Below are 13,555 nucleotides of genomic sequence, written 5' to 3'. Positions count from 1 at the left end.
GGCTTCAAGCTCAATAGACGTTGCCGACGATCACCGGATGCTCGACTTCCGTCCGGACCGGGTTGCGCAGCGGCGCGCCGAACTGGGCTTCCTCGATCTCGAAGATGTCGTCGGGCTGGGTCTTGATGCCGTCGGCAAAGCTCAGGGTCGCCGTGCCGAACATATGCACATGCACGTCGCCGGGGTGGCGGAACAGGTCGTATTTGAAGTGGTGATATTCGAGGTTGGCGATGGTGTGGCTCATATTGTCCTCACCCGACAGGAAGGGCTTTTCCCACAACACCTTGCCATCCCGCCAGATGCGCGATTTGCCCTCGATATGGGCGGGCAGGTCGCCGATGCGCAGCTCGGGACCGAAGGCGCAGGCCCGCAGCTTGGAATGGGCGAGGTAGAGATAGTTGACCCGCTCGGTCACGTGGTCGGAAAACTCATTGGCCAGGGTGAAGCCGAGCCGGCGCGGCTGGCCGTTCTGGTCGATAATATAGATGCCGGCAATCTCGGGCTCCTCCCCCGCGTCGAGCGCGAAGCCCGGGGAGGGGATCGGGTGGCCCGGATTGACGACCGAATAGCCGTTGCCCTTGTAGAACCATTCCGGCTGCACGCCCTTGAGCCCGTCGGCCGGCTTGCCGCCCTCGAGGCCCATGCGGAACATCTTCATGGTGTCGGTGAGGCCCGTCTCGGTCGCGCCGCTATTGGCGGTGTGCATGGCGTCGCGCGTCGCGGCCGAGCCGAGATGGGTCAGGCCCGTGCCCGTGACGTAGAGATGGGCCGGATCGGGATGATCGACCGGCGCCAGCATGCGGCCCTCGGCCAGGATTGCGGCGCGATCCACCGTGTCGCCGAGTCCCTTCTGCGCGACCAGTGCAGCGAGCCCTCCCTGGCGGGACAGCGCTTCGATCGCAAGGGCGTAGACGCTGGTCGCGCCATTAACGACGTGGGCCGTGCCATTGTTGACGGCCGCGACTGCGCGCTCGCCGTTAAGGTCAAAAAACTGAATCAGGTTCATGTGCACGGCTCCTTCGCTGGGCCCTGGAGCCCGGTTGCAGGCATAAAGCGCAACATGGTTCGGCGAGGCAAGTCAAAAAATCATACTTATTTGACCGGGCCAACCGACGTCACTGCTGACACCCTCTGTCAGGGACGTCGGCAATTCTCCCTCCATAGCGTTGATGTTCTCACTTTGTACCTTGACAGTTCCGGAACAAGATGAGAACAAATAGCGCACATTCAATGCATGGCCACATCAGGTGTCGGCGCGTTGCGCGGCCTCCCAGAGCGTGGAATAAGGAGAGTCTAGATGGCGAGTGCCCCGCTTCGTGTAGTTGAAGGTGGATCGATGGATAAGGAAAAGGCGCTTGCCGCCGCGCTCGGCCAGATCGAGCGCAATTTCGGCAAGGGTTCGATCATGCGCCTTGGCGAAGCGTCGTCGATCGAGGTCGAATCGATCTCGACCGGTTCGCTCGGCCTCGATATCGCGCTGGGCATTGGCGGCCTGCCAAAGGGCCGTATCGTCGAGATCTTTGGGCCGGAAAGCTCGGGCAAGACCACCCTGGCGCTGCATGTCATTGCCGAGGCCCAGAAGGCCGGCGGCATCTGCGCCTTCGTCGACGCCGAGCATGCCCTCGACCCCATCTATGCCCGCAAGCTGGGCGTCAGTGTCGATGACCTCTTGATCTCCCAGCCCGATGCCGGCGAGCAGGCGCTCGAAATCACCGATACCCTGGTGCGTTCCGGCGCAATCGACGTGCTGGTGGTCGATTCGGTGGCGGCCCTCACGCCGCGCGCCGAGCTCGAAGGCGAAATGGGTGATTCCCTGCCGGGCCTGCAGGCTCGCCTGATGAGCCAGGCCATGCGCAAGCTGACCTCGTCCATCTCCAAGTCCAAGTGCCTGGTCATCTTCATCAACCAGATCCGCATGAAGATCGGCGTGATGTATGGCTCGCCCGAGACGACCACGGGCGGCAATGCGCTCAAGTTCTATGCTTCGGTTCGCCTCGACATCCGCCGCATCGGCGCCATCAAGGATCGCGAAGAGATCGTGGGCAACCAGACCCGCGTGAAGGTGGTCAAGAACAAGCTGGCCCCGCCATTCCGCCAGGTCGAGTTCGACATCATGTATGGCGAAGGCATTTCCAAGACGGGCGAATTGCTCGATCTGGGCGTCAAGTCCGGCGTAGTCGAGAAGTCCGGCGCCTGGTTCTCCTATGACAGCCAGCGCATGGGGCAGGGGCGTGAAAACGCCCGCCAGTTCCTCAAGGACAATCCGGAAGCGGCGGCCACGATCGAACGGGGCGTGCGCGAAAGCTCGGGCCTGCTCGGCGAGGTGCTGCTGGTCTCGGGCGGTGATGATGACGCCGGTGACGACGCCGAATAAGTCATTCTTCCCATGCAGGGATTTCGGAGGCATCGCGCAGGCGGTGCCTCCTTTTCTTTGTCTGCCGGACGCCATCCGCCCTTGCCCTGCCGCAATGCTGGACAGCGCGGCAAACTGCACGATAGAAAGCCTGCCAAACGTCTGCGGCGCTCCGGCGCCAATTCCCGAATGAAAGCCTTCCGATGACCAGCGTAAACGACCTCCGTTCGAGCTTTGTCGATTATTTTGCCCGCAATGGTCATGAGGCCGTGCCGTCCAGCCCGCTGGTGCCGCGGAACGATCCGACGCTGATGTTCACCAATTCGGGCATGGTGCAGTTCAAGAACACCTTTACCGGTGTCGAGAAGCGCCCCTATTCCCGCGCGACCACGGCACAGAAATGCGTGCGCGCCGGCGGCAAGCACAACGATCTCGACAATGTCGGTTTCACGGCCCGCCACCACACCTTCTTTGAAATGCTGGGCAACTTCTCGTTCGGCGATTACTTCAAGGATCGAGCGATCGAGCTGGCCTGGAATCTGCTGACCAAGGACTGGGGCCTGCCCAAGGACAAGCTGATGGTCACCGTCTACCAGGACGATGACGAAGCCCTGCAGCTGTGGAAGAAGATTGCCGGCCTTTCCGAGGATCGCATCGTGCGGCTCGGGGCCAAGTCGAATTTCTGGCAGATGGGCGATACCGGACCCTGTGGCCCGTGTTCGGAAATCTTCTACGACCATGGTGACCATGTCTGGGGCGGCCCGCCGGGCTCGCCTGAGGAAGATGGCGACCGGTGGATCGAGATCTGGAACCTGGTCTTCATGCAGTACGAGCAGCATGGCGACGGTTCTCGGACCGGCCTGCCGCGCCCCTCCATCGATACCGGCATGGGCCTCGAGCGCGTCGCCGCGGTGATGCAGGGCGTGCATGACAATTACGATATCGACCTGTTCCGCTCGCTGATTGCGGCCACGGCCAATGCCACCGGTGCCGACATCGATGGCGAGGGCAATCGAAGCCTGCGCGTCATTGCCGATCACCTGCGCTCGATGAGCTTCCTCATCGCCGAGGGTGTGCTGCCATCCAATGAAGGCCGTGGCTATGTGCTGCGCCGCATCATGCGTCGCGCCATGCGTCATGCCACATTGCTGGGCAGCAACGAGCCGGTGATCCACAAGCTGGTGCCCACCCTGGTGCGCGAGATGGGCCAGGCCTATCCCGAGCTCAGCCGCGGCGAGGCGATGATCGCCGAGACCGTGCGCCTCGAGGAGGGCCGCTTTCTCAAGACGCTGGGCCGCGGGCTGCAAATCCTGGATGCAGAGACCAGCGAGATGGGCGAAGGTGCAGTGCTCGATGGTGCTGCCGCCTTCAAGCTCTACGATACCTATGGCTTTCCGCTCGACCTCACCCAGGATGCCCTGCGCCTGCGCGGCATCAGCGTCGACCAGGCCGGTTTCGATGCCGCCATGGCCGCCCAGAAGGCTGAGGCGCGCAAGAGCTGGTCCGGGTCGGGGGAAGCTGCCACCGACACGGTCTGGTATGGCCTGGCCGACAAGCTCGGCCCGACCGAGTTTTTGGGCTATGAAACCGAAACCGCCGAGGGCGAAGTCAAGGCGCTGCTCAAGGACGGCAAGGAAGTCGCGTCCCTGGCGGCCGGCGAAGAGGGCTTTGTCGTCCTCAACCAGACGCCGTTCTATGGTGAAAGCGGCGGTCAGGTCGGCGATACCGGTGTGCTCAACGGCGAAGGTGTGGCCGCCAAGGTCACCGACACGCAGAAGCACCACGGCGTCTTCGCCCACAAGGTCACGGTTGCCGAGGGCAACCTGAAGCTGGGTCAGCCGCTGACGCTGCTGGTCGATCACGATCGCCGTTCGTCGATCCGCGCCAACCACTCAGCAACCCATTTGCTGCACGAGGCGCTGCGCATCGTGCTGGGCGATCATGTCGCCCAGAAGGGATCGATGGTCTCGGCCGATCGCCTGCGCTTCGACTTCGTCCATACCAAGCCGGTCACCGGGCAGGAAATGGCGGAGGTGGAAGACATCGCCAATGCCATCGTCCTGCAGAACACGCCGGTTGAAACGCGCCTGATGGGTGTGGAAGAAGCCAAGGAATCGGGGGCGCGCGCCCTGTTCGGCGAGAAGTATGGCGATGAAGTGCGCGTGGTCGCGATGGGCGAGCCCACCGGCAACGGCTTGGGCTGGTCGGTTGAACTGTGCGGCGGCACCCATGTGCGCCGCACCGGCGACATCGGCCTTGTTTCCATCGTTGCCGAAAGCGCGGTCGGCGCTGGGGTGCGTCGCATCGAGGCGCTGACGGGCAAGGCGGCGCGCCATCGCGGCAATACCCATGTTGCCATTGTCGATGCCGCTGCTGGCCTGCTCCGTGCCGGCAGCCACGAAGTGCTCGATCGCATCACGGCGCTGCAGGACAATGTCCGGAAGATCGAGCGTGAGCTGACCGATGCCCGCAAGAAGCTGGCGCTCGGCGGCGGTGGTGCCGGGGCGGCAGCGACCGCCGACGAAACGGTCAATGGCGTGACCTATGTCGGCCGCAGCGTCGAAGGCATTGCCGCCAAGGATGTCAAAGGCCTGGTGGACAGCGAGAAGAAGCGCATCGGCTCGGGCGTAGTGACGGTCGTGCTCAAGGGCGATGACGGCAAGGGCACGGTCGCCATCGGCGTTACCGATGATCTCACCGCGCGCTATGCCGCCGGCAACCTGATCAAGCTGGCCACGGCAGCGCTGGGCGGGCAAGGTGGCGGCGGCCGACCCGATATGGCGCAAGGCGGTGGTCCTGATGGCTCCAAGGCCGCCGAGGCCATAGCGGCGGTTCGCGCCGCGCTCTAAGCCCCCCGGTAATAGAAGGCGATCCCCGCGAAAGCGGGGATTTCCATTTCTGGGCTAGTGTCGCCCTAAAGCCCCGTGCGCCAGAAGAAGATGCGCGGCTTCCAGACGATTTTCAGCTTCTCGGTCAGCACATTGGCAAGGCCCGCCGCCAGCACGATGACGAGGCCGATGACCGCCACATAGTCGGGATATTCGCTGAAGAACAGCGCTCCGAAGACGATCGCCCAGATCAGCTGGCTATATTGTACCGGCGCCACCAGGTTGGCCGGCGTCCGTCGCGCCGCGGCGATCAGCAGCAGGCCGCCCGTACCGCCGAGCAGGCCAATGCCGAGAAACACCGCCAGTTGCTCTGGTGATGGAACGACAAAGGTGGGAATCATCATCAGCCCGTTGAAGAGGGCCGAATAGAACACCTGCAGGCCGACCAGGCTGACCCGTCTTTCCCTGGGCGCAACATGTCGCAGGATAATGGTGGTGATGCCGCCGAAAAACACGCTGCAGAAAATCGCCAGGTGGCCGAGTTGCAGCTCGCGCACGCCGGGGCGGATGACCAGCACCACGCCGAGGAAACTGATGATCAATAGCAGCCAGCGATGCAGTGCCACATGCTCCTTGAGCACCAGCACACCCAGCAGGGTCACCACGATCGGCGTCAGGAAGCCGATGGCATAGACATCGGCGAAGGGAATGTGGGTGAAGGCGTACATCACGCAGGCCGTGCCGGAGATTGCCGTGGCGCAGCGCAGATGCACCAGCCAGGGGTGCCGCAGCTTGTAGAGATCGCGCCAGCGCTCGCCGCGCTTGGTGAGCATCGCCGGGATGATCGACAGGCTCGTAGTGAAGAACGCGATCTCGAAGACCGACATGGTCGGTCCAGTCACCTTGATCAGCGCGTCAGCGACGGAAAAGCTGGCATAGGCCAGAAAGGCAAAAATGACGCCGACCGGCATCGCAAATATCCGAAGAAATGAGGAAGACTCGGAGGAAACGAGGCCTACCATACAAGCAGGACCGTCGGCGGCGCCAGCCGGGTCCTCGTGCTAAATTTCGGGTCCCTGCACCTCGGCGATATCGGTCGGCGCCTCTGGCCGCCTGGCGCGATACTCGGCGAAGCGCCCGGCAATGCGGGCGCGGGCGCCATCGATGAAGACGTTGACCAGACCGGACAGCACGACCACACCCAGGCCGATATAGGCCAGCAGGTCGGGATATTCGAAATAGAAGAAGGCACCCAGGCCGATGGCCCAGACAATCTGCACATACTGGATCGGCGCGACCTGGCTGGCCGGAGCGTTACGCGTCGCTGATATCAGCAGGATATGGCCCATGCCCACCATGCTGCCCGAAGCGGCGAGCAGGCCAAACTGCTGGGCGGTGGGCATGACGAAGGTGGGGGCCATTAGTACGGCGTTGGCGATGATCAGGTAGAGGGCGGGCAGGGCGATCAGGCTCACGCGCTTCTCGCTGGGGGCGATGACGCGCAGTATGGTGGTGGTCGAGGCCCCGAAGACCGCGCAAAGCAGAGCGGTCAGATGGCCGAATTCCAGTTCCCGGAAACCGGGCCGCACCACCAGCATTACCCCGACAAAGCCCAGGGCCAGCATGGACCAGCGCACGACGTCGACGCGCTCCTTGAGGATGAGCACGGACATCACCGTGATGAACAGCGGCATCATGAAGACCAGGGAATAGGTCTCGGCAAAGGGTATGGTGGTGAAGGACACCGTCACCAGGATGGAGGAACTCACGCCCGTCAAGGAGCGCAAATGCACGAGGCCGGGATGCTTGAGCTGCCTGAAGCTGTCGCGCCAGCGTTCATCTTTGGGTTTGGCAAAGACCGCGGGGATCAGGCCGAAGACGGCGACGAAGAAGCCAATCTCGAACACAGAGAGGTCCTGGCCAAAGCCCTTGATGATGGCGTCGCCGCAGGAATAGACCGAATAGGCGACAAGTGCGTAAATCACGCCGATCGGCATGGCAAATCCAGGAATGAAGGAGGGCGTCAGGCAATGGCACGACCCTAAGGCGCGCCGCTCTCGCCGTCGATGGGCTTCGCGTCGCCTGCGGCGCTATCGCGCGGCAGCTGCCTCTGCTCCGTCGGTCCGATTACGATTCTCGAGGTCCCAGAGAGATTTACCAGAAAACGGGCCGCCAAGTTGCTCTGCGCGGCAGCGCAAATGCAGCTTTGTCGATAGCAAAGCATTAGCCACTGCCAAAGAGTGCTTCCCCGCGCCGGCCACAATTAACACTCTGCAGACAGTGCCAGACTAACAATTCTGGTCAGTAATGGAGGGTCGAATGGGCCGAGTTGGTATCTTGCGGGTGGCGCTGGCGCTTTTTGCCTGGACTGGATTGTCGGCATTCGCGCTGGCGGATGACTGGATGGTCGACCGGTTGCGCGGCGAGGTCCTGGTGATGACCCATGGCGCCTGGATGCCACTGCAACGCGGTGACATCGTCAGTGACAGCAGCCGCATCCGATCGGCGGAAGGCAGCCGCGTCACCTTCACGCGGGGGGCCGAGGCCATCGAACTGGACGGGGCGACCGAGATCCGCATCTTCGATAAGCAGGGCGAGCGCATGACGACAATCATGCAGGCCTATGGCAGCGTCACGGTCGAGGCCGAGCGCCTGCAGATCCAGCATTTCTCCGTCCAGACGCCATTCCTGGCGGCCATCGTCAAGGGAACGCGGTTTACCGTTCGGTCTGACGATAGCCAGTCCAGCGTCGATGTGGCGCGCGGGCTCGTGCAGGTGCAGGATTATACCCATGGCGTCGCCACCGATATTGCGCCCGGCCAGAGTGCTGTCGTCAGCAACGACATCGTGCTCGATGTTTCCGGCGGGGGCGCGCACGCGCCCATGGTCACCCTGGATGGGCAGGTTGTGCCCGCCGCGGATGGCCAGGACAATAGTAGCCAAGGTAACCAAGGCCAGGGCAACAACGGCAACCACGGCCAGGGCAACAATGGCAACGGCGGCGATAACAACGGCAACGGCAACGGCAACGGCAACAGCGGTAGCAACGGCAACGGCGGCAATAGCGGCAATGCCGGTAACCACGGCAACAGCGGCAACAGCGGCAACAGCGGCAATGCCGGTAACAGCGGCAACGGCAATGGTGGCGGTAACAACGGCAATGCTGGCAACAACGGCAACAAGGGCAACAACGGCCAGGGTAAGGGCAACGGATCGAAATAGGATCATTGAACTCCCGCAGCGACCATTCAGTCGGTAGCAGGTCGCCTAAAGTCGCCCGGCTGCCACACAGACCCTATGCGCGGCCTGCTCCAACGCGTTCGCCACGCATCAGCATCTGGCCGATCAGGGCCCCGTCGGCAGGTCTGCCGAAAAGGTAGCCCTGGCCAATCTGGCAGCCCCATGCCGCGAGTTGCCGCGCCTGTTCGTCGGTTTCGATCCCCTCGGCGAGCGTCTTCTTGTCCAGGCGTCGGCAGAGGTCGATGATGGCGTGCAGCAGGGCATCATCCGCCGGTCGGCCGATCTGCTTGACGAAACTCTGGTCGATCTTGATCTTGTCCAGAGGCAGGCTGGTCAGGTAGCTCAGAGCCGAATAGCCGGTGCCGAAGTCGTCGAGCGAGACCTGGACGCCCATTCTCCGCAGCTCACTCATCAGAGCTTGAGTCTCGGCCAGTTCCTCGACGAATGTGCCTTCCGTGAGTTCGACATCCAGCCGCTCGGGCGCCAGTCCTGATAGCTCCAGTGCGTGTCGCACGTCGCCCAGCACATCGGTGAGCCGCAACTGGGCCGGCGAGACATTGACGGCGACGCGGATGGGGGACGGCCAGGCCGCGCATTCTCGGCAGGCCATCATCAGGGCCCAGCGTCCCAGTTCGGCGATATAGCCCGTCTCTTCGGCGAGGGGGATGAATTGCGTGGGTGATACGGGGCCATGCCGGGGGTGCGTCCAGCGCATCAGCGCTTCGGCACCCACCATTTGCCCCGAGGCAAGGTCGACCTGCGGCTGATAGACGAGGTGCATTTCCTGTCGGCCGATGGCCTGGTGCAGCTCGGTATCCAGCCGCCGCCGCTGCTCGATAGCCTCGGCCTGGCCTGCCTCGAAACGGTTGATGGGGTCGCCACCGAGCAGGGCAATCTCCGCCTGTCGCAGCAGATCGTCTCCCCTGTTGGCGCCTGTGGCCACTGCCAGCCGCAGGTCGATCATGATCACATGGGGCCCGACACGCTGCAGCCGCGCAACGCGGGACAGTATGTCATTCTCCAACGCGGCGAGGGCCTCGGGGCTAGAGGCGCCGGGATGGCAGATGGCGAACGTGTCCTGGGCCACATAGGCCAGGACACCCGGCGCGTTGTCGCCCAGCTGCCGGCCCAGATGGGCCAGCACTGCGTCCGATACTTCGCTGCCCAGCGTGCCGCGGACAGTATCGAGACGCCGCAGCCGGAGCAGTATTATGGTCCCGGCGCTGCCCAGTTCCGGCAGCGCTTCGACCAGGCCCGTGCGCGACAGCGTTCCGGTAACCGCATCATGGGTAGCGAGATAGGCAAGGCGCAACTGAGCCTGCCGGCGCTGGCTGATCAGCGAGCTCATCTCGCTGATCAGCTCGAACACGTAGAGGACGGGTACGCCGAACAGAAACAGCGCGGTCTCGATCACAGCCGCATATTGCAGATAGGCCAGGATGGCGATGCCCTCCCAGGCGAACATGGCAACAAGGCCGAATGCGCCAAGCTGCCAGATCGACAAGCGTCGCCGCAGGGCTGCCATGGCCAAGGCCAGCAGTGCCAGTCCCACGGCCGACGGGACCAGGCCGAAATCCCGCAGGGCACGATCCTGGGCGAGGGTTTCGGTTGCCAGGACCTGGACCACCGGGCCCGGCATCATCCCGAACCGCGGCGCTTGAAAGAGATCGCGCAGTTCGACCGCGGTGGCGCCGACAATAACGTCGCGGCCTTGCAGGGCGGCAGGGTCGATCCGACCGTTCAACACGTCGATGAAGGAAAAGCGCGAAATGGCGGTAGCGTCGATTCCATAGTCGATGCCAACCGCCAACACGCCCGAAGCCGGTTGTCGCCCCGACAGCGCGGTGGCGAATGACGGGATGACGCTGCCATCGACAGGCAGGCCGGTGACAAACTGGCTGACGAGACCCTGGCTGTCGAGCAGCACATTGACCGTTGCCGGCGATGCGTGGGCCAGAAACTGTGGCAGGGGCAGCGATAGTCGCGCGTCGGCGATGGTGCGCTGTTGAAAGGCGCCGAGCCAAGTATAGCCTCCGGCGCGCTCCAGCGCCGCAGTAAACTGGGCATCATCCTCGGGATTGCTCGCGCTGGAAAAATCGATGTCGAATGCAACATCTGCCGCGCCCATGGCGACAAGTCGGTCCAACACCTGCGCATGCAGCCGCCTTGGCCACGGCCAGACGCCGATCTCGGCGATGCTGCGGCTGTCGATTTCGACGAGCACGGTCTGGCCGGTCGGGGTGAGGCCCGACAGGCCGAACCGGGCGTCCTGCAACAGACGGTCCTGCGACGCAAAACCGCCAATAGCCGCGATGCCGATCAGGACTGCGATGAGTGCCACCGTCAGGCCGGTGCGATAGCCCTGAATCACAAGCCGTTCTCCCCTTGTGCCAGACGACAGCATTCGGGGCCGCCGGTAAAGCCCGAAGTCTTCGCCATGTCGTCAGGAATGGAAAGACTTGCTCGAACCGCATTGGCCGGATGGCGACTTGCGCTATTGTCTGAATGAGGCGTTCATTCCTGCGTCATCTGAGCCATGATCTGAATTGCGCGCGCTGTTTGGGCAGTTGCCGATAACCGGGACTGCGGGCGATGGAGGGCTACCTATGAGGATCGTTCGAAATTTCTTGCTGGGCGCCGTGGCGGCGCTCGGCCTGGCAATGCCGGCACTGGCTGCGGAGCGCGCCATCATCGTGCTGGATGGATCGGGGTCCATGTGGGCGCAGATCGAGGGCAAGGCCCGCATCACCATCGCCCGCGAGACGCTGCACGAGGTCCTCGCGACCTTGCCGGGGGATCTTGAGCTCGGCTTCATGACCTATGGTCATCGCGAGAAGGGCAATTGCGACGATATCGAAATGCTGATCGAGCCGGCCCTGGACACGGGCGCGGCCATTGCCGCGGCTGCCGACGAGATCAATCCCAAGGGCATGACGCCGATTTCCGACGCTGTGCGGCTCGCCGCCGAAGACCTGCGCTTCACCGAGCAGAAGGCGACCGTCATCCTGATCACCGATGGCCTGGAAACCTGCGAGGTCGATCCCTGCGCCCTGGCTTCGGAACTCGAATCCCAGGGCATCGATTTCACAACCCATGTCCTGGGCTTCGGCCTTTCGGATGAAGAGGGTCAGCAGGTCGCCTGCCTCGCCGAGAATACCGGCGGCAAATATCTGTCGGCCAATGATGGCGAGGCGCTGGTCGAGGCGCTCACCACCACCGTGGCGCAGGTGGTGCAGGCCGAACCGGAACCGGCGCCCGAGCCTGAACCCGAGCCCGTCGCTGAATACAACTACAAGCCGACGGCGTCGCTGTCCGAAGGCGGTCCCGATCTCGCCAATGAGGGTGCCGACCTGGTCTGGGAGTGGCACACTGTTGCCGCCGATGGCGGCAAGGGCGAATGGGTCGGCACCGACTACAATTCGGACTTCGAGGGTTCCCTGGAGCCCGGCGACTACATCATGACCGCCACCATGGGCTATGCCAGCTCGGAGCAGCCGGTCACCATCGAGGCCGGCAAGGTGGCCGAGCCGCATTTCGTGCTCGATGGCGTCTATCTCAAGCTGCGTCCGCTACCCAGCGAGGGTGCCGCGGTGGATGACGATGCCACGGTCGAAATCCGAAATGGCGGCGAATATGTCACCACCAGCTATGGTGAAGTCGATCTGGTGGTGCCGGCAGGCGCGCTCGAGGTTGATGTGTCGATCGGCGAAGCCAAGGTCACGCGCAGCTACGATGCCAAGGCAGGCGACACCATTGACGAAGACGTCATCGTCGGCTCGGGCACGGCCCATATTGTCTCCGAATATGTCGCCGGGACACCGGTTGAAGCCGACATCTTCATCGAGGTTGTCGAGGCCAAGGCAAATCTCGAGGGTGAGCGCAAATCGGTTGCCTATACCTATGGCGGCGACATCAGCTTCGATCTGGCCGAGGGCGACTATGTTGCGACCTACAAGCTGGGCGGCGCGAAGGGCGAAGTGCCGTTCTCGGTCGAGACGGGCGAGCGGGTCGATGTGCCCATCGTCATGGATGCCGGTATCCTGGCCGTCACCACGCCGGGCGACAACTTTGTCGAAATCCTGAGTGCGTCCAAGAACCTTGAAGGCAACCGCCAGTCGTTCGACTACGGTTATGGCCCCAGCTTCCAGACCACGCTGGCCGCTGGCGATTACATCGTCGCCGCCACAGTAGGCGATGCCGTCACCGAAACGCCGGTCACCATCAAGGGTGGTGAGCGGTTCGAACTGACGGTCGAGGCTGCTGCGGCCGGCGGCAAGAGGAAGTAGCCGCTGCCAACCGGACATTCGAAGGGCGCCCTCGGGCGCCCTTTTTTCTGGTCAGTCGTGAAAGCTGACATCGCCGCCGCTCGACTCGTCCACGTCGCGACTGGCCGGATTTCCCGAAACGTCGATATCGCCGCCACTTGAGGCTTCCGCTCGCAGGCTGGCCGTCGCATGCACCGACAGGTTCGCGCCGCTCGATGCGGCAGCGGTGACCGTCTCGGCGATGAGATCCTTGGCGTCGATGCCAGCGCCGCTCGAGGCTTCGGCATCGATCGTCTCGGCCGTGCCGGAGAGTTCGATATCGGCGCCGCTGGACGAGGCAATGGTCACCGCGCCCAGCACGGCGTCGGTCACCGAAATGTCGGCGCCGCTGGATGCATCGAGGTCGAGCTCGCCCGCCGTGATGCCAGTCAGGTCGATATCGGCGCCCGAGCTGGCGCTGGCCCCGGCCAAGGCGGGCAGGGTGATGTCAATGGTGACGGCGTTGCCGCTGTTGAGCAGCCTGCCGACCAGACCTCCGCTGATGATGAAGTCGAGAAAGCTCTGCTCGAGGCGAGCGCGCAGCACGCCGCCTTCCACGGTGAGGGTGAGATTGTCGAGCGCGTCCTGGCTGCGGGATTGCGCGTTGACGCTGAAATGGTCGCCCTGCGTTACTCTTGCGTCGAGCCCGGTCGCGATGTCGACGCGGTCAAAGCCGGTGAGGTCGAAGTCCTTGCTCTGGGCAAAGGCCGTGGTGCTCAGCAGCAGCCCGGCTGTCGCAGCCAGCGCGATCGCGGTGGTGTGGCGCATATTCGGTTCCCTCCGTGGTCCGTCCCCTGATGGATATGGGGATGGCCAGGCCAGGCTCAAGC

9 protein-coding genes are annotated in these 13,555 nt (G+C 63.5%); 4 read left to right on the top strand and 5 right to left on the bottom strand.

The genetic code is table 11. The features are described 5' to 3' along the window. Positions 1–10: 10 nt before the first annotated feature. Entirely contained in the window at positions 11–1,006 is a 996-nt protein-coding gene (gene araD1 / locus IH615_RS18370) for an AraD1 family protein (protein WP_291364189.1), read from the bottom strand. 291 nt (positions 1,007–1,297) lie between these two features. Here araD1 and recA point away from each other — a divergent pair, with 291 nt between their 5' ends. Beyond that, entirely contained in the window at positions 1,298–2,374 is a 1,077-nt protein-coding gene (gene recA, locus IH615_RS18365; protein ID WP_291364187.1) for a recombinase RecA, read from the top strand. 182 nt (positions 2,375–2,556) lie between these two features. Further along, a complete protein-coding gene (alaS, locus tag IH615_RS18360; protein ID WP_291364185.1) occupies positions 2,557–5,202 on the top strand; it encodes an alanine--tRNA ligase in 2,646 nt (881 codons plus the stop codon). 65 nt (positions 5,203–5,267) lie between these two features. Here alaS and IH615_RS18355 read toward each other — a convergent pair whose 3' ends face one another. Together IH615_RS18355 and IH615_RS18350 are read right to left on the bottom strand one after the other, a co-directional pair. Then, on the bottom strand, positions 5,268–6,152 hold the full coding sequence (locus IH615_RS18355) for a DMT family transporter (RefSeq protein WP_291364183.1): 885 nt from the start codon (positions 6,150–6,152) through the stop codon (positions 5,268–5,270). Between the two features lie 90 nt (positions 6,153–6,242). After that, positions 6,243–7,178, bottom strand: a complete 936-nt coding sequence (locus IH615_RS18350; RefSeq protein WP_291364181.1) for a DMT family transporter — start codon at positions 7,176–7,178, stop codon at positions 6,243–6,245. A gap of 322 nt (positions 7,179–7,500) precedes the next feature. On the opposite strand from IH615_RS18350, the gene IH615_RS18345 reads away from it, so the two are divergent. Next, entirely contained in the window at positions 7,501–8,403 is a 903-nt protein-coding gene (locus IH615_RS18345) for a FecR family protein (RefSeq protein ID WP_291364179.1), read from the top strand. Between the two features lie 73 nt (positions 8,404–8,476). Here IH615_RS18345 and IH615_RS18340 read toward each other — a convergent pair whose 3' ends face one another. After that, positions 8,477–10,792, bottom strand: coding sequence for an EAL domain-containing protein (locus IH615_RS18340; RefSeq protein WP_291364177.1), 2,316 nt, complete (start codon positions 10,790–10,792; stop codon positions 8,477–8,479). A gap of 235 nt (positions 10,793–11,027) precedes the next feature. Between IH615_RS18340 and IH615_RS18335 the strand changes: the two genes are divergently transcribed. After that, entirely contained in the window at positions 11,028–12,707 is a 1,680-nt protein-coding gene (locus IH615_RS18335; RefSeq protein WP_291364175.1) for a VWA domain-containing protein, read from the top strand. Between the two features lie 51 nt (positions 12,708–12,758). On the opposite strand, the gene IH615_RS18330 is transcribed toward IH615_RS18335, so the two are convergent. Further along, positions 12,759–13,493, bottom strand: coding sequence for a head GIN domain-containing protein (locus IH615_RS18330; RefSeq protein WP_291364173.1), 735 nt, complete (start codon positions 13,491–13,493; stop codon positions 12,759–12,761). Between the last annotated feature and the right edge of the window lie 62 nt (positions 13,494–13,555).

The organism is Devosia sp., assembly GCF_014860165.1.
In the GTDB taxonomy this organism is placed as follows: domain Bacteria; phylum Pseudomonadota; class Alphaproteobacteria; order Rhizobiales; family Devosiaceae; genus Devosia.
The sequence above is the reverse complement of the archived record's forward strand: the minus strand, read 5'-3'. Positions and strand labels throughout refer to the sequence as shown.